General features: G+C 76.3%; 17 protein-coding genes and 1 riboswitch. Of the genes, 13 read left to right on the forward strand and 4 right to left on the reverse strand.

Annotation, left to right across the window (positions count from 1 at the left end; genetic code table 11):
• Positions 1-955: ABC transporter ATP-binding protein (locus tag AB0K51_RS22635; protein WP_363458394.1), on the forward strand; the 955-nt coding region annotated here is incomplete at its 5' end.
• Positions 956-1,157: 202 nt separating this feature from the next.
• On the forward strand, positions 1,158-1,310 hold the full coding sequence (locus AB0K51_RS22640) for a hypothetical protein (RefSeq protein ID WP_363458396.1): 153 nt from the start codon (positions 1,158-1,160) through the stop codon (positions 1,308-1,310).
• A gap of 180 nt (positions 1,311-1,490) precedes the next feature.
• Here AB0K51_RS22640 and AB0K51_RS22645 read toward each other — a convergent pair whose 3' ends face one another.
• On the reverse strand, positions 1,491-2,579 hold the full coding sequence (locus AB0K51_RS22645; protein ID WP_363458398.1) for an alcohol dehydrogenase catalytic domain-containing protein: 1,089 nt from the start codon (positions 2,577-2,579) through the stop codon (positions 1,491-1,493).
• Between the two features lie 226 nt (positions 2,580-2,805).
• Here AB0K51_RS22645 and AB0K51_RS22650 point away from each other — a divergent pair, with 226 nt between their 5' ends.
• The 5 genes from AB0K51_RS22650 (at position 2,806) to AB0K51_RS22670 (ending at position 8,617) form a co-directional block, all read left to right on the forward strand.
• Positions 2,806-4,161: a M48 family metallopeptidase gene (locus AB0K51_RS22650; RefSeq protein WP_363458400.1), complete on the forward strand. Its 1,356-nt coding sequence runs from the start codon at positions 2,806-2,808 to the stop codon at positions 4,159-4,161.
• A gap of 67 nt (positions 4,162-4,228) precedes the next feature.
• Positions 4,229-4,894 carry a class I SAM-dependent methyltransferase gene (locus tag AB0K51_RS22655; protein WP_363458402.1) on the forward strand — a complete coding sequence of 222 codons (666 nt, stop codon included), beginning with the start codon at positions 4,229-4,231 and terminating at the stop codon, positions 4,892-4,894.
• Between the two features lie 236 nt (positions 4,895-5,130).
• Positions 5,131-6,459 carry a hypothetical protein gene (locus AB0K51_RS22660; RefSeq protein ID WP_363458403.1) on the forward strand — a complete coding sequence of 443 codons (1,329 nt, stop codon included), beginning with the start codon at positions 5,131-5,133 and terminating at the stop codon, positions 6,457-6,459.
• A gap of 7 nt (positions 6,460-6,466) precedes the next feature.
• A complete protein-coding gene (locus AB0K51_RS22665; protein WP_363458405.1) occupies positions 6,467-7,447 on the forward strand; it encodes an N-acetylmuramoyl-L-alanine amidase in 981 nt (326 codons plus the stop codon).
• A 183-nt stretch (positions 7,448-7,630) separates the two neighbouring features.
• Positions 7,631-8,617, forward strand: a complete 987-nt coding sequence (locus tag AB0K51_RS22670; protein WP_363458407.1) for a hypothetical protein — start codon at positions 7,631-7,633, stop codon at positions 8,615-8,617.
• A gap of 100 nt (positions 8,618-8,717) precedes the next feature.
• Here the strand turns inward: AB0K51_RS22670 and AB0K51_RS22675 are convergent, their stop codons facing one another.
• The 3 genes from AB0K51_RS22675 to AB0K51_RS22685 are packed head-to-tail and all read right to left on the reverse strand — an operon-like array spanning position 8,718 to position 11,892.
• Positions 8,718-9,797: a prenyltransferase/squalene oxidase repeat-containing protein gene (locus AB0K51_RS22675; protein ID WP_363458409.1), complete on the reverse strand. Its 1,080-nt coding sequence runs from the start codon at positions 9,795-9,797 to the stop codon at positions 8,718-8,720.
• A complete protein-coding gene (locus tag AB0K51_RS22680) occupies positions 9,794-10,525 on the reverse strand; it encodes a class I SAM-dependent methyltransferase (RefSeq protein WP_363458498.1) in 732 nt (243 codons plus the stop codon). The genes AB0K51_RS22675 and AB0K51_RS22680 overlap by 4 nt, the downstream gene beginning before the upstream one ends.
• 47 nt (positions 10,526-10,572) lie before the next feature.
• Entirely contained in the window at positions 10,573-11,892 is a 1,320-nt protein-coding gene (locus tag AB0K51_RS22685) for a glycosyltransferase family 4 protein (RefSeq protein WP_363458410.1), read from the reverse strand.
• A 214-nt stretch (positions 11,893-12,106) separates the two neighbouring features.
• Here AB0K51_RS22685 and AB0K51_RS22690 point away from each other — a divergent pair, with 214 nt between their 5' ends.
• The 6 genes from AB0K51_RS22690 (at position 12,107) to AB0K51_RS22715 (ending at position 19,003) form a co-directional block, all read left to right on the forward strand.
• Positions 12,107-12,763, forward strand: a complete 657-nt coding sequence (locus AB0K51_RS22690; RefSeq protein WP_363458412.1) for a TetR family transcriptional regulator — start codon at positions 12,107-12,109, stop codon at positions 12,761-12,763.
• Positions 12,764-12,825: 62 nt separating this feature from the next.
• Positions 12,826-12,896, forward strand: a riboswitch (cobalamin riboswitch).
• 103 nt (positions 12,897-12,999) lie between these two features.
• Positions 13,000-14,421: a hypothetical protein gene (locus tag AB0K51_RS22695; RefSeq protein WP_363458414.1), complete on the forward strand. Its 1,422-nt coding sequence runs from the start codon at positions 13,000-13,002 to the stop codon at positions 14,419-14,421.
• Positions 14,422-14,452: 31 nt separating this feature from the next.
• Positions 14,453-15,226: an SCO2322 family protein gene (locus AB0K51_RS22700; protein ID WP_363458416.1), complete on the forward strand. Its 774-nt coding sequence runs from the start codon at positions 14,453-14,455 to the stop codon at positions 15,224-15,226.
• 50 nt (positions 15,227-15,276) lie between these two features.
• On the forward strand, positions 15,277-16,362 hold the full coding sequence (locus tag AB0K51_RS22705) for a CbiQ family ECF transporter T component (RefSeq protein WP_363458500.1): 1,086 nt from the start codon (positions 15,277-15,279) through the stop codon (positions 16,360-16,362).
• A complete protein-coding gene (locus AB0K51_RS22710) occupies positions 16,359-18,155 on the forward strand; it encodes an ATP-binding cassette domain-containing protein (protein WP_363458418.1) in 1,797 nt (598 codons plus the stop codon). Before AB0K51_RS22705 ends, AB0K51_RS22710 begins: the two co-directional genes overlap by 4 nt.
• Positions 18,152-19,003 carry an ECF transporter S component gene (locus AB0K51_RS22715; RefSeq protein WP_363458420.1) on the forward strand — a complete coding sequence of 284 codons (852 nt, stop codon included), beginning with the start codon at positions 18,152-18,154 and terminating at the stop codon, positions 19,001-19,003. The genes AB0K51_RS22710 and AB0K51_RS22715 overlap by 4 nt, the downstream gene beginning before the upstream one ends.
• Positions 19,004-19,037: the final 34 nt, after the last annotated feature.

The following is a 19,037-nucleotide window of genomic DNA, read 5'->3' on the forward strand; positions in this document are numbered from 1 at the left end:
CGCACCCGCGCCCGCACCCGCGCCCGCGCCCGCGCCCGCGCCCGCACCGGCGCCCGCCCGGCCGGATGCCCCCGCCGGCCGGGCCCCCCGGGGCGAACTCGCCGTCCACGGCCTGCGCTTCGCCCACCGGCCGACCGCCCGCCCGGTGCTGGACGGTCTCGGGTTCACCGTCCGTCCGGGCGGCCACCTGGCGGTGGTCGGGCCGAGCGGCACCGGCAAGTCGACGCTGGCCGCCCTGCTGGCCGGGCTGCTCGCCCCGGACGCCGGCGAGGTGCTCGTCGACGGCCTGTCGCTCGCCCAACTCCCCGCGGCGGAACGGGCACTGCGCCTGGCGCTGGTCCCGCAGGAGGCGTACGTGTTCGAGGGCACGGTCCGCGAGAACCTCTGCTGGCCGCGGCCGACCCCGCACACGGACGCCGAACTCCTGGACATCGCCGAGCGGTTGGGCGCCGACCGGCTGATCGAGCGGCTCGGTGGGCTGGACGGCCCGATCGGGGCGCCCGCCGCGCTCTCCGCCGGGGAGCGTCAACTGCTCGCCCTTACCCGGACGTTCCTCTCCCCGGCACCGACGGTGGTGCTGGACGAGGCGACCTGCCACCTGGACGCCGCCGCGGAGGAGCGGGTGGAGCGGGCCTTCGCGGACCGGCCGGGCACGCTGCTCGTGGTGGCGCACCGCATCGCGTCCGCCGTGCGCGCCGACCGGGTGCTGCTGCTGGACGGCGGCCGCGGGATCCTCGCCGGCCACGGCGACCTGCAGGTCCTCTCGCCGCTCTACCGCGAACTGGTCGGCCACTGGCGCGGTTCGGCACCCCCTCAGGCACCCCTTCAGGCACCGCAGGCACCCCAGGCACCCCGCCCGGCGCCCCCTCAGGCAGCCCGTCCGGCCCCGCTCGCACCGCCGGTCGAGGCCGGGCAGCGCGCCGGTTCGGCGGACGCGGCGGAGCACGCGGCATGACCGCCAGCGGTCGCAGGTTCGCCGAAACCGGCGCGCCGGGGGCCGGTTTGGATAGGCTCCGATCCGATTCGGCCGTTATCGTGGCCCCCGCGCGGGCCGCCACGAGGACGGCCGGTTGCCTGCTGCCCGTGTACCGACCGCTCCGGCGTGCCGGGTGGCACCCACCGCAGAACCAGCCATTCCCACGGAGACGACTGACCCGATGTCCGAGTCCCTCAACGACACCACCGAGCACGACCACGGCGCGCCGGGCGCCGACGAGGCCGCCGACCACGCGGCGCACGGCCGGCACCGCGGCGTGACCGCCAACGACGACGCCGCCGACGCGGACCCGCACGGCCGCCACCGCCGCTGAGTCACGGGCCGCGCCGCCGCCGGGCCACCGCCCGCGGCGGCGCAGCGCCCCACCCGAACTGCCGACGCTCCCCCGCCCGTCACCGTCCTGACCGGGCCCGGGAGCGTCGGCCGTTCACCACCCCTCGACGAGGCGTCAGGTCACGGCACGTCAGCCCGCGGCACGTCAGCCCACGGGCCGTCAGTCCACGGTGAGGATCGTCCGCAGCGCCTCGCCGCTGCGCATCTGCCGGATCGCCTCGTTGACCTCGGTCAGCGGCAGCCGGTGGGTGACCATGGCGGCCAGGTCGAGGCGGCCGGCCCGCCAGAGTTCGACGGCGCGGTCGGCGGTGCGCCGGACGTCCCCGCCGCCGTACATCGAGGGCAGCAACCGCTTCTCGTTGAAGAAGAGTTCGCCCATGCTGAAGGAGACCCGGTCGTCGGCGGCGCCCGCGCCGACCACCACCACGGCTCCGCCGCGCCGGGCGGCGTCGTAGCCGGCCCGGACGGTGGCGGAGCGGCCGACCGCCTCGATGACGTAGTCGTAGCCGCCGGCGGGCAGGGTGCGGGCGGCGGCCTTGAGTTCCTCGGGGGCGATCGCGTCGGTGGCGCCGAAGGCGAGCGCCCGGGTGCGCCGCGACTCGACCGGGTCGACCACGGTGATCCGGGCCGCGCCGCAGATCCGCGCGCCCTGCACGGCGGCGACGCCGACGCCGCCCGCGCCGATCACCGCGACCGCCGAACCCGGCTCGATCCGGGCGGTGTTGATCGCCGCGCCGAGGCCGGTGGTGACGCCGCAGCCGATCAGCGCCGCCAGCTCGTACGGCAGGTCGGCGGGGACGGGCAACAGGGCGTCCGCGGCGACCACCAGCTCCTCGGCGAAGGTGCCGGTGCCGTAGAAGCCGTACGCGTCCTGCCCGCCGTCGGCGCCGCCGATCCGGAAGGTGGGCGTGCCGAGCCGCCGGATCGAGGCCACGCACAGGTGGGTGTCGCCGCGCCGGCACAGGGCGCAGGTGCCGCACGGCGGCATCCAGCAGAGCACCACGCGGTCGCCGGGGGCGAGGCCGGTGACGCCCTCGCCGACCTCCAGCACCTCGCCGGCGCCCTCGTGGCCGGGGACGAACGGGGCGGGCTGCGGCAGGATCCCGGCCATCGCGGAGAGGTCGGAGTGGCAGAGGCTGGTGGCGTGCAGCCGGACCCGGACCCGGCCGGGGCCGAAGCCGATCGCCTCGACGTCCTCGCGGACGTCCAGGGTGTCCTGGCCGGTCTGGTGCAGGATCGCTGCGCGCACGGGCTCTCCGAGGGTGCGGCCACCACCCGCGGGAGCGGCGGCACTGAGCTGGAACGCGTCGCCGGACCACCGCCCGGCACTGGAACGCGTTCTACTGCGGACCGATCCTGTATAGCGCATCACCGCCGCCGCCCGGCAGGCCGCCCCCGCTCGGCTCCGGCCGTCCGGGTGGTGAAAGCCCCTTCCCAGGGCGGTCCGCAGCATGGCATGATCCGCCGCCGTGTCGATGACCGAACCCCGTGCCACCAGTGCCGATGCCGCCGGCGGCGCCGCCGTGGAGACCCAGCGCTGCCCGCAGTGCGCCGCCGCCCTGGCCGGGCACGACCGCTTCCCCGTCTGGTGCCCCGCCTGCGAGTGGAACCTGATCCCGTCGAAGCGGGCCGACCCGGCGCGGAGCAAGCGCGAGCGGCGCCGCGCCGTGCGGGCCGAGCGGCGTACCGAGAGCCGTCGACGGGCCGTCCGGGCGCGCACGGAGCAGGTGTTCGAGCTGGTCGCGGCGGGCGGGTCCAACTTCCGGGACCGCTCGGTGGCGGCGGCGTTCGCCCTGGCGGGGCTGGTCCACCTGGTGTCGCTCGGCGTGCTGCTGCTCGCCCTCGGCCTGGTGTCCGGGCTGCTGCTGCCGGGCTGGCCCGGGCCGGTGCTGGGGGTGATCGGGCTGTGCGTGGCGTTCGCGCTACGGCCGCGGCTGGGCCGGCCCGAGCGCGGCCCGAACGTCCTCGCCCGGGAGTCCGCGCCGGCGCTGTACGCGCTGGCGGACCGCACCGCGGCGGCCCTGGGGACGGCGCCGGTCGACCTGATCGCGGTCGACGGCGCGTTCAACGCGGGCTTCGGCGTGCTCGGCCTGCGCCGCCGCCGGCAGTTGGTGATCGGCCTGCCGCTGTGGGCGACGCTGACCCGGCAGCAGAAGGTGGCGCTGCTCGGCCACGAGTTCGGCCACGGCGTGAACCGGGACAACCGGCGCAGTCTGTGGACCGGCTCGGCGGTTCGCGCCCTGGAGGAGTGGTCGCTGCTGACCCGGCCCGGCCGCGTCGACACCAGGGGCAACCTCATGGTGGTCGCGGCCGCCGCGGCCGCCGCCCTGCTGCTGTGGGTGGTGCACCAGGGGGTGCTCGGACTGACCGAGCTGATGCACCGTCTGAACCTGCGCTCCGGGCAGGCCGCCGAGTACCGCGCCGACCGGCTGGCCGCCGGGCTGACCTCGGTGGCGGACACCCGCGGCATGCTGACCGGGATCCTCCACTCGTCCACCGTCGAGACGGTGATCCTCCGTCAGCGCGCCCTGCCGCGCCCGCGCCCCGGCCGTACCGGGCAGCCGGCGGCGCCGGACCTGTGGCAGTCGCTGGCCGAGGCCACCCGCTCCATCCCGCCGATCGAGGTGGAGCGCCGCCTGCGGCTGTCCGAGCGGGAGCTGGGCGCGGTCGACGGCTCGCACCCGCCGACCCACCTGCGGCTGCGGATGCTCGCCACCGCTCCCCCGCCGCCGTCCGACCGCCACCCCGTGGTGCTGGACGCCGCCGAGGACGCCGCGATCGAGGCCGAACTGGCCGGGCACCGGGAGCGGATCGCGCGCGACCTGCTCTGAGCACCGGCTGGCTACCATCCAGTAGGGTCCTGGGTCAGTCCACCGACCAGCCCGGCAGGAGCACCCGATGACCGACACTCCCCTCGCCGCCGACGCCCCCGACGCCGAGGTGCTCGCGGCGTTCCGGCAGGCCACCGGCTTCATGCCCGAGGACGAGGGCCTGGCGCTGTACGCGGCGGCCGTCGAGGCGGCGACGCGGACCGGGCTGCCGCTGCTGGAGATCGGCACCTACTGCGGGCGGTCGGCGATCCTGCTGGCGGACGCCGCCCGCCGCACCGGCACCGTCGCGCTGACCGTCGACCACCACCGCGGCTCGGAGGAGCAGCAGCCCGGCTGGGAGTACCACGACCCGACCCTGGTCGACCCGGAGGTCGGCCTGATGGACACCCTGCCCCGGTTCCGCCGCACCCTGCACGCGGCCGGGCTGGAGGACCACGTGATCGCCATGGTCGGCCGCTCCCCGCAGATCGCCGCCGTCTGGCAGGGCCGGCTGGCGCTGGTCTTCGTCGACGGCGGGCACACCGACGAGCACGCCGGCGGCGACTACCAGGGCTGGGCGCCGCACCTCGCCGAGGACGGCCTGCTGGTCATCCACGACGTCTTCCCCGACCCGGCGGACGGCGGCCAGGCCCCGTACCGGGTCTACCTGCGGGCCCTCGCCGACGGCTTCCGCGAGGTCTCGGTGACCGGCTCGCTGCGCGTGCTGCGCCGCGAGGGCGCCGCCACCTCCTGACGCCCGGTCAGCTCGATCAGCCCGGCCTTCCGCGGGAACGATCACCCGGGGCCTAACGTCATCCTCGGGGCGGCGCCGACTCCCGGACCGCCGACTGCTGGACCGCCGTGGCCCGGTCAGGAATCGGCCGGTACGGTGTCGGCGGCAGACGGCGAACGGTCCGGGTGGGAGGCGCCGTTCGGACGTGGCGGCACCGGCAGCGGTGCCCGACCGGCGAGTTGGGGGCGAGGCGGCGCATGACGGAACAGGGCAACAACGCCAGGGCGGTCTGGGACCCGACGGCGAACAACGGCGCGGGCGGCTGGGTCCGCCGCCCGATCACGCCCGACCCGGCGTCCCCGTCCGCCCAGTCGCCGCTGCCCGGCCCGAACCCGCCGCAGGCCCCCGCCGCGGCGCCCTACCCGGTCCCGCCCGCGGCCCCGCCGCGCACTCCCGCCGCCACGCCGGTCCGGCCGCCCCGCACCGAGCCGGGCCCGACCGGCCCGGCCCCGCAGCAGGCACCGCCCGCTGCCCCGCCGGGACCGGCCCCGTACGCGGGCGCCGCATCGCAGTCCGGCGGCTTCCCGCAGGCGGCGCCCCCGCCGCCCTTCGGCGGTCAGCAGGGCTACCCGGACCAGCCGGGCTACGGTGAGCAGCCGGGCTACGGGCAGCAGCCGGGCTACGGCAACCAGCAGAGCTTCGGCGGGCAGGGCTTCAACGCCCCGCCGCAGCCCTTCAGCCCGCAGCAGCCGTACAACGCCCAGCCCCCCGGCGGCGGCCAGCCGCCGTTCGGGCAGCAGCCGCCGTTCGGCCGGCAGCCGAACCTCGACCCGCAGCCGGACTTCGCGGCCCAGCCGGAGTTCGACTACGAGGAGGACCCGCGGCGCCGGCGCACCCCGGTGCTGGTCGGCGCGGCGGTGGCGCTGCTGCTGGTGATCGGCGTCGGCGTGGTGTGGGCGGTGCAGAACAGCGGCGACGACCCGGGCCAGGCGAAGGGCGCGGGCACCGCGCCACCGCCGCCGGCGAGTTCGGGCACGCCGGGCGACCCGCAGAGCGCTCCGGCGGCCTCGGGTTCGCCGTCGGCGTCCGCGTCGGCCTCCGCCTCGGCGGGCGCGGCCGGCCCGAACGCGGCGGCGCAGGCGAAGGCGCTGGACGCGCTGCTGACCAAGGGGGAGAACGCCAAGGCGCCGATCGGCAGCGCGGTGGCGAAGGTACGCAGCTGCCCGGCGAAGCCGGAGGTGGAGAGCGCCGCCAAGGTGTTCGACACCGGCGCCGAGCAGCGCGACCAGCTGATCACCGAGCTGGCCGGGCTGCAGACGTCCGACCTGCCGGGCGGCGCGGAGGCGGTGCAGACGCTGAAGACCGCGTGGCAGCAGTCCGGGGACATCGACCGCGCGTACGCGACGTGGGCGCGTACCGTGTCCACGCAGGGGTGCACCAACGGTTCGGCGCCCACCACCGCCGACCTGAACCGCGCCAACGACCTCAACCCGCAGGCCACCCAGTCGAAGAAGGACTTCGTGGCGAAGTGGAAGCCGATCGCCGACGCCTACGGTCTGACGGCGCGTACCTGGGACAGGATCTGAGAAGCACGTGACCGGCCGCACCACCGAGCACCCCATGGGACCCGAGGACCACGCCGACCCGGCGCGGCGCACCGCCCTCTGGCGGCCCGCCGCGAAGGTGGCCGGCGTGGTGCTGCCCGTCTGCCTGATCGGCTGGCTGGGCTGGCAGGCGACGACGAACAGTTCGCGCCAGGCCGCCCCGCCCGCCGCGGCCTCGCCGCACTTCGCGGAGGGCGACCGGGTCGACCCGTCCGACGGCCCGTCCGGTGCCGCTGCGGCCGACAGCCCGTCCGCCGCCTCCGCGGCGGCGCCCTCCCCGGCCGCGTCCGCCGCCGGGCGTCCGCTGGCCGGCCGGACCGTGCTGCTCGACCCGGGCCACAACACGGGCAACGCCCGGCACACCACCGAGATCAACCGCCAGGTGGACATAGGCAACGCCCGCAAGGAGTGCGACACCACCGGCACCGCGACCAACGCGGGGTACGCCGAGGCCGACTTCACGCTGGACGTGGTGCACCGGGCCCGGCAGATCCTGCAGGACCGCGGCGCGAAGGTGGTGCTCACCCAGGACGGCGACCGCGCCTGGGGCCCGTGCATCGACGAGCGCGCCCGGATAGGCAACGAGGCCAAGGCGGACGCCGCGGTCTCGGTGCACGGGGACGGCGCGCCGGCCTCCGGCAGCGGCTTCCACGTGATCATGCCCGCCAGGGTGACCGCCGGGGTCGCCGACACCTCGGGGATCGTCGACCCCTCGCACCGGCTCGGGGTGCTGCTGCGCGACACCTTCAAGGCGGGCACCGGTGAGCCGTACGCCGACTACATCGGGCAGCAGGGCCTGGACACCCGCAGCGATCTGGGCGGGCTCAACCTTTCCAAGGTACCCAAGGTCTTCATCGAGTGCGGCAACATGCGCAACGCCGCCGATGCCAAGCGGTTGACCGACCCGCAGTGGCGCCAGCAGGCCGCGCAGGCCCTCGCCGACGCCCTGACCTCCTACCTCTCCGGGTGACGCCCGGTCAGGAACCACTCCCGTCCGATGCCCTCCCGGCCGACCCGGTCCGACCGGATCCGGAGGGTGCTGTGCACACGACGACGGCTTGGCTCTAGGCTTTTGCCCCGTCGGGCCGTTCCGCCACCGCGGAGTCCCGACCGCCGACCGCCGACCACGACTACACCAATGAGGGGAACGTCAGTGAATCTGCGCGCTCTCACCAGGGGGGACGCCGCCGTCGCCGGTGCGGCCGTACTGCTCCTCGTCTCGTCCTTCCTGCCCTACGTCTCCGTGGACTGCGGCGGCCTGTGCAGCGGCCTGTCCCGCAACGGCTGGGCGCCGGAGCTGTTCCCGGTGCTCACCTCGGTCTTCGTGCTGGGCATCGCCTCCGCCGCGCTGACCCTGCTGTTCCGCCTGCAGGGCGAGGCCTGGGCCACCAAGCAGGTGCTCGGGCTGCGCCTGGACCAGTGGGGCACCGCGCTGTCGGTGGCCGCGCTGTGGACCTCGCTGTTCTCGGTCCTCGGCGGCGGCACCGGCCTCAGCCACGGCATCGGTGCCTGGCTGGGCCTGCTCTCGCTGCTGGTCCTGGTGGCCGCCACCGCGGGCGGCCCGCTGCTGCCCGTGCTGCAGGCCCCGCTGATGTCGGACAAGCCCCCGGCGCCGACCGTCCCGCAGAACTTCGGCCAGTACCCGGGCGCCCCCGGCGCCCCGCAGCCGGGCCAGCCCGGCCCGTACGGCTACCCCGACCCGGCCGCCCAGCAGCAGGCGTTCCCGGCCCAGCAGCAGCCCGAGGCCCCGCAGGCCTACGCCGCCCAGCAGCAGCCGGAGCCGCAGCCGTACGGCGCGCACCAGCCGGCCGGGGGCTACGGTTTCCCGCAGTCCTCCGCCCAGCCCGTCGCCGCGCAGGCCGTCCCGGCGCCGCAGCCGACCGCCGTGCAGCCGGCCATCCAGGACGTCGTCCCGCCGCAGGCCGCCCAGCCCGCCGCCCCGTTCGCCCCGTTCTGGTTCGCCGTCCCGGCCGTCCGCCAGCTCGCCAACAAGGACAACCCGGGCCTCCCCCCGGTCGGCGAGCTCGTCCCCGGTACCTGGTACCTCGCCGTCGACCAGCACGGCGCCACCCTGGTCGCCCAGCTCCCCGACGGCACCCACGGCGTCCTCAACGACACGTCAGGCATCCAGCGCGGCTGACCCGGTCGCGCCCCGCAGGGGCGCGAGCAACCACCCACGCACAGCAAGATCCGCCCGGGAAGGGAACTCCCCTCCCCGGGCGGATCTCTGCGTTCACCCCTCAACAGCAGTCGTTGACAACCAGCCCACTCGGCAACTCGTCCCCCCCGAACACCGACACCGTCGCATGGTCGCCCCCCAGCGCCGCGACCGCGAGCAGCAGCGCGCCCGCCGTCCACGTGGTGCGCTCCTCCGGCCAGATCGCGTCGTCCTCGAACACGTAGCCGGTCCAGTAGGAGCCGTCCTCGTGCCGCAGGTGCTGGATCCAGCGGAGGATCTCCACCGCGCGGTCGGACTGTCCGGCGGCCCACAGCGCCAGGGCGAGTTCGGCGCTCTCGCCGCCGGTGACCCACGGCCGGTCGCTGACGCAGCGGACACCGAGGCCGGGGACGACGAAGCGGTCCCACTGGGCGGTGAGCCGCCGGCTGGCGGCGTCGCCGCGCAGCGCGGTGCCGAGGACGGGGTAGTACCAGTCCATCGAGTAGCGGTCCTTGTCGAGGAACCGCTCGGGGTGGTGGGCGATGGCGTGGCGCAGCCGTCCGGCGGCCAGTTCCCAGTCGGGTTGCGGCCGGTCGAGGTGGTCGGCGATGGCGAGCCCGCAGCGCAGGGCGTGCAGGACCGAGCAGGAGCCGGTGAGCAGCGCGTCGGTGGCGACGGCGCCGTCGGGGTCCTGCCGCCAGGCGATCGGGCCGTCGGGCAGGCGCAGGCCGACGGTGTAGTCGAGGGCGCGGCTGACGGTGGGCCAGAGGCGTTCCAGGAAGCGGTCGTCGCCGGTGGCGAGGTGGTGGTGCCAGGCGCCGACGGCGACGTAGGCGCAGAAGTTGGACTCGCGGGCCAGGTCGGTGGCGGTGCCGTCGGCGTGGTCGGGCTGCCCGTAGGCGTACGCGGCGTACCAGGAGCCGTCCGGGTTCTGCCGGTCGGCGAGCCACCGGTAGGCGGCCTCGGCGGCGGCGTGTTCGCCGGCCGTGTCGAGGGCCATCGCGGCCTCGGTGTGGTCCCACGGGTCGAGGTGGCCGCCGTGGAACCACGGGATGGCGCCGTCGGGCTGCTGGTGGGCGAGGATCGCGCGGACGGTGTCGGCGGCCTGCGCGGCGTCGAGTACACCGTCGAGCAGCAGCGCCTCGGGGACGGCGGCCGTCACTCGCCGGTCCGCGGCTTGCTGGCGTACACCACGAAGGACTTGCCGATGACCGGGTTGAGGGCCTTCTCGGCGGCCTTGGTGAGGGTGGAGATGACGGGGGTGCCGACGATGTCCCAGACCAGCAGCTGGTGGTAGGCGCGGACCGGCAGCGCCTTGTCGTTGTCGACGCCGACCGCGCACTTGATCCACCAGTACGGGGAGTGCAGGGCGTGCGCGTGGTGGGTGCCGTACGGGTTCAGGCCCGCCTCGCGGACCTTCTCGACCAGCTCGTCGCCCTTGTAGATGCGGATGTGGCCGCCCTCGACCTCGTGGTAGGCGTCGGAGAGCGCCCAGCAGATCTTCTCCGGCAGGTAGCGGGGCACGGTGACGGCGAGCAGCCCGCCGGGCTTGAGGACGCGGACCATCTCGGCGAGCACGCCCTTGTCGTCGGGGATGTGCTCCATCACCTCGGAGATGATGATCTTGTCGAAGGTGTCGTCGTCGAACGGGAGGTTGAGCGCGTCGCCCTCCATGGCGACGGCGCTGGCCCCGGCGGGCGCCTCGCCGGCCTGCTCCATGGCGGCGAACCACTTGCGGACCTCGGCGATCTCCTCGGCGTTCTGGTCCAGGGCGACCACGTTGGCGCCGCGCCGGTAGCACTCGAACGCGTGCCGGCCCCCGCCGCAGCCCAGGTCGAGCACCCGGTCGCCTGGGGCGAGCGGGAAGCGGGAGAAGTCGACGGTCAGCACTGCGGGGCTCCCATTCACGAAGGGGTGGTACGACGGTTGAGGGACCGTCAGCTGACGTAGCGCCAGCCGTGGCCGGAGCGGGCGGCGGCGCCGGCTCCGGTGGCGATCGCGGCCCGGTAGCGCTCGACGGTGAGCTCGGCGGCCCGGGTCCAGGTGAAGTTGGCGAGCACCCGCGCGCGGCCGGCCGCGCCGAGCCGCTCGCGCAGCTCCGGGTCGTCCAGCAGCCGGCCGAGTGCGGCGGCCAGCGCGCCGGCGTCGCCGGGCGGGACGGCCAGGCTGGTGTCGCCGTCGGTGCCGGCCACCTCGGGGATGGCGCCGCCGGTGGTGGCGACCAGCGGGGTGCCGGTGGCCATCGCCTCGGCGGCGGGCAGGGAGAAGCCCTCGTACAGCGAGGGGACGCAGGCGACCTCGGCGGAGCGGTACAGGTCGACCAGCTCCCGGTCGGTCAGGCCGGTGCGGAACTCGATGTGCGCCTCCAGGCCGAACCGGCGCACCGCGTCGGCGACCGGCCCGTCCTCCTTCTGCGGCTTGCCGACCACCACCAGGTGGGCCTCGCGTTCGGTGCGGACCTTGGCGAGCGCCTCGACCAGGTACACCAGGCCCTTGAGCGGGACGTCGGCGCTGGAGGTGGTGACGATCCGTCCGGGGACCCGGGCGATCCGCTCGGACGGCGACCAGAGCCGGGTGTCCGCGCCGATCGGGACGACGGAGACCGCGCCGGGGGCGGCGCCGAGCTGCTCGGAGATCTCGGCCCGGGAGCTCTCCGAGACGGTGATCACCTGGTCGAGCCGGGCGGCCACCCGCCGCTGCATGCGGGTGAAGGCGTACCAGCGGCGCTTGCCGAGCTTCTGCAGCGTCGTCGCGGCCGCGTCGATCTCCAACTGCCGGTCCACGGTGACCGGGTGGTGGATGGTGGTGACCAGCGGGAAGCCGTGCCGGGCCAGGCCGAGCAGGCCGTAGCCGAGGGTCTGGTTGTCGTGCACGACGTCGTAGCGGCCCTTGTGCCGGGCCAGGTACTGCCGGGCGCGCAGCGAGAAGGTCAGCGGTTCGGGGAAGCCGCCGGTGCGCATCACCGCGTACTCGAGCACGTCGACCGGGCCGCGGAACTCGCCGGCGGCGGGGGTGCGGAACGGGTCGTCGGCGCGGTACAGGTCCAGGCTGGGGAGTTCGACCAGGCGCACCGAGCCGGGGCCCTCGACCTCGTCCAGGACGGGGTACGGCTGGGCGCCTATCACGTCGACGTGGTGGCCGAGCCGGGCCAGTTCGCGGGACAGGTGGCGCACGTACACGCCCTGGCCGCCGCAGAACGGGTCGCCGCGGTAGGACAGCAGGGCGATCCGCAGCGACGGCGGCGGCAGCGCGGACATCCGGGGCCCCTATCCCTACTCACCGGGACCGGCGACGGACGTGGCCGGTGGCCGGTAAAGTAGATCACGTTTCACAGTGGTGCGGGCTCGTCGTTGGGGAAAGTGAACAACGAGAGTCCTCGAAGATTACCGGGCCGTAGCTTCCCGTCAGGAGCCCGGGCAGGTGATTCACGCCACGCTGTGGCCCGTACCGAACCTCGCTCCGGGAGTAGCCGTGACCTCGACCGCCGCCGCCGACGGGGTGCTGACGCCGCGCCAGGCAGAGCGCCGCCGGGGCATCCTGCGGGCCGCCACCGCGCTGGCCGCCCGGGGCGGCTACGAGGCCGTGCAGATGCGCGAGGTGGCGGAGAGCGCACAGGTCGCACTGGGCACGCTGTACCGCTACTTCCCGTCCAAGGTGCACCTGCTGGTGGCGGTGATGCGCGAGCAGCTGGAGCAGCTGCACGAGCAGGTGAGGCGGCGTCCGCCGGGCGGCGCGGACCCGGCCGGCCGGGTCGCCGAGGCGCTCACCACCGCCTTCCACGCGCTGCAGCGCGAACCGCGGCTGGCCGAGGCGATGGTGCGGGCGCTGTCCTTCGCGGACCGGTCGGTGGGCAGCGAGGTGGACGAGGTCGCGCAGGTCACCTCGGCGATCGTGCTGGAGGCGGCCCGGCTGCCCGGCCCGCCCGGCGCGGCGCAGCAGGCGGCGCTGCGGGTGATCGGCCACACCTGGCACGCGACCCTGCTGGCCTGGCTGTCCGGCCGGGCCTCGCTGGCCGAGGTCCGGGCCGACCTGCACACCGCGGCGCGCCTGCTCGACCCGTCCGGCGAAGCGGAGGAACTGGAACCGGTTCCACCTCCCGCGGCCACCGGCGCGCGGACCGCCGGATAGAGTCTTGGGCCGTGGCCGCGTCCCCGCGGCCGCGCCGACAACTTCATCCGCCTCCCGGCCCGGGGAAAGACCGGTGTGACTCCGGCACTGACCCGCAACCGTGAGCCGCCCCGCGCGGGCGGCGAGTCGGACCGCCCGGCCGGAGGCGAGCGGCCCCTCCGTCGTGGTCTACGGGCGGCCCGTGTGTGCGTGCACGGGCGGCTGCGACCGCTCATCGAAAGGCACCCCACCTCACCATGCTGACCGCAGCCCGCCTGGGCGCCGCCGCACTGACCGGCGCCCTGCTCACCGGTGCCGCCGCCGTCCCGGCGCTCGCCGACACCGCCTCGCCGTCGCCTTCCGCCCCCGCTGCTACCACCACCGCCACCACCGCTGCGCCCGCGGGCGTGCCGGCCGGGCTGTACGGCAAGGGCGACGCCACCTACGACGGGGTGTGGCGGCAGTCGCTGGCGCTGCTCGCCCTGCACCAGGAGCAGGTGGTGCCCGCGGACGCCGCCGTCGACTGGCTGCTCGGCCAGCAGTGCGCGGACGGCGGCTGGCCGTCCTACCGCGCCGACGCCGCGGCCGCCTGCACGCCCGCCACCGAGGACTCCAACGCGACCGCGCTGGCCGTGCAGGCGCTCGCCGCGCTCGGCGGCCACCAGGACCAGGTCGCCCGCGGCGTCGCCTGGTTCAAGGCCAACCAGAACCCGGACGGCACCTGGGCGTACAACCCGGGCACCCCCGGTGACGCCAACTCCACGGCGCTGGCCGTCACTTCGCTGCTCGCCGCGGGCACCGACCCGGCCTCGGTGACCGCCTCCGGCCACTCCGCACTGGACGGCCTGGCCGGCTTCCAGCTCGGCTGCACCGCCCCCGGCGACCAGCGCGGCGCGTTCGCCTACCAGCCGGTGCCGGGCAGCCCGCTCACCGCCAACACGCTGGCCTCCGCGCAGGCCCTGCTGGCCGCCGCCGGCGGGCACCTGCCGGTCGCCACCACCGACCGCAAGGCCGCCGCGCCCAAGCCGCTCGCCTGTGACGCCGGGCAGGGCGCCGCGACCGTGGCGCCCGCCGACTCCGCCGAGGCCGACTCCGCGTACCTGACCGCCAAGCTCGCCGCCGGCGGCCAGCGCCTGCTGCTGGACACCCCCGGCGCGGCCGCCGGACCGGACTTCAACTCCACCGCCTGGGCGGTGCTCGGCCTGGTCCAGGCCGGCCACGCCACGGAGGCCGCCAGCGCCGCCGACTGGCTGGCCGGCAACGGCTACGCCTGGGCCGCGCAGGGCAAGAACGGCACCGACCCGGCCGCCGCCGCGACCCTGGTGCTCACCGCCCGCGCCGCCAAGCTCGACCCGTACAACTTCGGCGGCGCCAACCTGGTCCAGCTGCTCGTCGACTCCGGCCCCAAGCCGAAGTCGGCACCCGCCGCGGGCGACCCGCAGGCCACCCGCGCCCCCGGCTCCGCGATCACCGAGCCCGACGAGAACTCCGGCTTCTCGGCCGGCTGGCTGATCGGCGTCGGCCTCCTGGTCGGCATCGGTGCCGGGCTCCTGCTCAGCCTCAACCGCCGCCGCAACGCCGCCGCCGCGAACGCCGAGGCGACGCCGGCCGCGGAGACCGAGAGCGCCACCCCCGCCGAGGACGCCCCGGCCGAGGGCGAGCCGGAGCAGAACCGATGACCGGCTCCGCCGGGGAAGCCGGGCCGAAGCGATGACCACCCGTCAGCTCCGCCCCCTCGGCCCTGCCACCGGCTCCACCGCGCAGCCGCCGGTGCAGCGCGGCGGCTCCCGGCCCCGGCCCGGCCAGGCACCCGCCGTCGCCGGCCACCGCGGGCGGGCTCGCGCCGTGACCGGCCGGCCCCTCCCCCTCGCTCTCGTTCTCCTCCTTCTCTCCCTCGTCCTCGGCCTCGCCGCCGCCCCCGCGCACGCCGCCGGGTACCGGTACTGGTCGTTCTGGAAGGGGAGCCCGGACGGCTGGGCGTACCAGCAGCTCGGGCCGACCGCGAACGTGCCGGCGGACGGGAGCGTGGACGGCTGGCGGTTCGTGCTGAGCCCGGACGGCGGGCAGGACACGCCGAAGCCCGGCCCGGCCGCGGACTTCGCCGCGATCTGCGCGGCCACCGCGCCGAGCGGCGGGCACAAGCGGGTCGCCGTGGTGCTGGACTTCGGCACCGCCGCCGACGCCCCGAACGGGGAGCAGCCGGCCGCGCCGCGCAGCGCCTGCGCCTCGGTGCCGTCGGCGGCGAGCTCCGCGGAGGTGCTGGCGGCCGTCGCCCCGCCGCTGCGCTACGACTCCAACGGCCTGCTGTGCGCCATCGCGGGCTTCCCGCACGCGGGGTGCGGCGAGCAGGTGTCCGGGAGCTCCGCCGCGAGCGGCAAGGACGGCGACGGCGGCCCGTCGCTCGGCCTGATCGCCGGTGGCGCCGCCGTCCTGCTGCTCGGCGCGGGCGCGGTCTGGCAGGCCCGCCGCCGGCGTACCGGCTGACCGTGGCCGGCCGCCCCACGCCAGCCGCCGCGCGCGACAACTCCCGCGCGGTGCACAGCCGTTCGCTGGTGCGCTCGCTGCACCCCGGTGCCTGGTGGCTGTGGTCGCTGGGCCTGGCCGCGGCGGCGTCCCGGACCACCGAGCCGCTGCTCCTGCTGCTGATCCTGGCGGTCGCGGGCTTCGTGGTGGCGGCGCGCCGCAGCGACGCGCCGTGGTCCCGTTCGTACGGCGCGTTCCTGCGGCTGGGGCTGGCGGTGCTGGCCGCCCGGGTGGTGTTCGCGATCGTGCTGGGCTCCCCGGTCGGCGGCACCCACGTCCTCCTGACGCTTCCTCAACTCCCGCTCCCCGACTGGGCACAGGGGGTGCGGCTGGGCGGTGCGGTGACCCTCGAGGGGGTGCTGTTCGCGCTGTACGAGGGCCTGCGGCTGGCGGTGCTGCTGGCCTGCGTCGGGGCGGCGAACGCGCTGGCCTCGCCGTCCCGGCTGCTGCGCTCGCTGCCGGGCGCGCTGTACGAGGCGGGGGTGGCCGCGGTGGTGGCGATGACCTTCGCGCCGAACCTGGTCGCCGACGTGCGGCGGCTGCGCGCGGCGCGCCGGCTGCGCGGCCGCTCCGACCGCGGGGTGCGGGCGGTGCTGTCGGTCGGACTGCCGGTGCTGGAGGGGGCGTTGGAGCGTTCGGTGGCCCTGGCCGCGGCGATGGACACCCGCGGCTTCGGCCGCACCGCGGACGTCCCGCGCGCGGTGCTGCGCACCGGCGGGGCGCTGACCCTGCTGGGGCTGCTCGGGGTGGGCTGCGGGACGTTCGGGCTGCTCTCCCAGGGCAGCCATCCGTGGGCGCTGCCGGTGCTGCTGGCCGGAGCGGGCGCGAGCGCGGCCGGACTGGCGCTCGGCGGCCGGCGGTCCGTCAGGACCCGCTACCGGCCGGACCCGTGGGCACTGCCGGAATGGCTGACCGCCGCCTCGGGGGTCCTGGTCGCGGCGGCGCTGATCGGCTACGCGAGCCGCTACCCGGAGGCGCTCACCCCGTCCGTCGTCCCGCCGACCGCGCCCCGCCTGCCGCTGCTGCCCGCCGCGGCGGTGCTGCTCGGCCTGCTGCCCGCCTTCGTCACCCCCGAGCCGCCCCGGAGCACCCGGTGATCACCTTCGAACAGGTCAGTGTCCACTACGCCGACGCGGCCGAACCCGCCCTGCGCGGCGTCGACCTGACCGTGCCGGAGGGCGAACTCTGCCTACTGGTCGGCCCGTCCGGCGCCGGCAAGTCGACGCTGCTGGGCACGGTCTGCGGGCTGGTCCCGCACTTCACCGGCGGCACCCTCACCGGACGGGTCACCGTCGGCGGCCGGGACACCCGCGACCACCGGCCGCGCGACCTCGCCGACCTGGTCGGCACGGTCGGGCAGGACCCGGCCGGACACTTCGTCACCGACACGGTGGAGGAGGAACTCGCCTACGGCATGGAGTCGTTGGGCCTGGCCCCGGCGGTGATGCGGCGCCGGGTGGAGGAGACCCTCGACCTGCTGGGCCTGGCCGACCTGCGCGGCCGGGCGCTCTCCACCCTCTCCGGCGGGCAGCGCCAGCGGGTGGCGATCGGCTCGGTGCTGACCGTCCACCCCAAGGTGCTGGTGCTGGACGAGCCGACCTCGGCGCTCGACCCGGGCGCGGCGGAGGAGGTGCTGGCCGTGCTGCAGCGGCTGGTGCACGACCTCGGCACCACGGTGCTGCTCTCCGAGCACCGCCTGGAACGCGTCATCCAGTACGCCGACCAGGTGCTGCTGATCCCCGGCCCCGGCGAGCCCCCGGTCCTCGGCGACCCCGCCACCCTCATGGCCCGCTCCCCCGTCCGCCCCCCGGTCGTCGACCTCGGCCGCCTGGCCGGCTGGTCCCCGCTCCCCCTCACCATCCGCGACGCCCGCCGCCAAGCCCCCACCCTCCACCACCGCCTCCGCCCCGACACACCCTCGACGCCCTCCCGCCCCGCCGCCGCAGGCACACCCACCGGCCAACTCCCGCCCGCCGCACCCGACAAGCCGTCACTCCTACGCCGCCGCAAGCCCCTCCCAAAGACCCCACCCCCGCCCGCCGCAGGCGAACCCGTCGCCGCCGCACCCGACAAGCCGTCACTCCTACGCCGCCGCAGGCCCCTCCCAAAGACCCCACCCCCGCCCGCCGCAGGCGAACCCGTCGCCCTGGCCGCCCGGCTGGTGGTCTCCCGGGGCCCCGTGGCAGCGCTTCGCGGGGTCGAACTCGCCCTGTTCCCCGGCGAGATCACCGCGTTGATGGGCCGCAACGGGGCGGGCAAGTCCACCCTGCTGGGCGCCCTGGTCGGGCTGCACGCCCCCACCTCCGGCACCGTCCGGATCGCCGGGCTGACGCCGCACAAGTCCCGCCCCCGCGAGCTGATCCGCACCGTCGGCCTGGTGCCGCAGGACCCGCGCGACCTGTTGTACGCGGAGAGCGTCGCCGAGGAGTGCGCCGCCGCCGACGCGGACGCCGGCGCCGAGCCGGGCACCTGCCGGGCGCTGCTCGCCGGCCTGCTGCCGGGCATCGCGGACGGCACCCACCCGCGCGACCTGTCCGAGGGCCAGCGGCTCACCCTCGCGCTGGCCGTGGTGCTGACGGCCCGTCCGCCGGTGCTGCTGCTGGACGAGCCGACCCGCGGTCTGGACTACGCGGCCAAGGCCCGGCTGGTGACCACGCTGCGCGCGCTCGCCACCGAGGGCCACGCCGTCCTGCTGGCCACCCACGACGTCGAACTGGCCGCCGAACTCGCCGACCGTACGGCCGTGTTGGCCGAGGGCGAGATCGTCGCGGACGGCCCGACCGCCGAGGTGGTGCTGGCCTCGCCGACCTTCGCCCCGCAGACCGCCAAGATCCTCCCGCCGTACCTGACCGTCGCCGAGGTCGCCGCCGCCCTGGAGCCGCCCCGATGAACCGCCGGCTCCCCGGGACGCCCGCGCTCCCGCCGTCCGCCCTCGCCCGCCCGGTCCCGCTCGGCCGCAGCTCGCTGCTCACGCTGGCGCTGGTCTCCGCGGTGGGCGTGGCCGCGTTCGGCTGGCCGCTGCTCGCGGCCCGCGGGTCCGACCTGGTCGGGCACTCCGCGGACGCGCCGTGGCTGTTCGCCCTGCTGCTGCCGCTGCTGCTGGCGGTCGCCGTGGCGCAGCTGTCCGAGGGCCGGGCGGCGACCGGCGCGCCGGGGCTGGACGCCAAGGCGGTGGCGATGCTCGGGGTGCTCGCGGCGGCGGGTGCGGCGCTGCGTCCGCTCGGTGCGGGCACCGCCGGGCTGGAGCCGATGTTCTTCCTGATGGTGCTCGCGGGGCGGGCCCTCGGCCCGGGCTTCGGGTTCGTGCTGGGCGCGCTGTCGATGTTCGCCTCGGGTCTGCTGACCGGCGGGGTGGGCCCGTGGCTGCCGTTCCAGATGCTGGCGATGGGGTGGGTGTGCCTGGGCGCGGGCCTGCTCCCCGGCGCGGCCCGGCTGCGCGGCCGCCGCGAGCAGTTGCTGCTGGCGGGCTACGGGGCGCTGTCCGCGGTCGGCTACGGCACCGTGATGAACCTGCAGGGCTGGCCGTACATCGGCGGGTTGAGCACCGCGATCTCCTTCGTGCCGGGCGATCCGCTGGGCGCCAACCTGGCCCGGTTCGCGGTGTACTGCCTGACCACCTCGCTGGGTTGGGACCTGCCGCGGGCCGCGCTGACCGCCGTGCTCTGCCTGACCGTCGGCGGGCCGCTGCTGCGCACCCTGCGCCGGGCCACCCGCCGCGCCGCCTTCACCCCGCGCTGAGGCCGCCGCGGAGCCGGCGGCCTCGTCCGCGGAC

The sequence above is a fragment of the Kitasatospora sp. NPDC049285 genome (genome assembly GCF_040678815.1).
In the GTDB taxonomy this organism is placed as follows: Bacteria; Actinomycetota; Actinomycetes; order Streptomycetales; family Streptomycetaceae; genus Kitasatospora.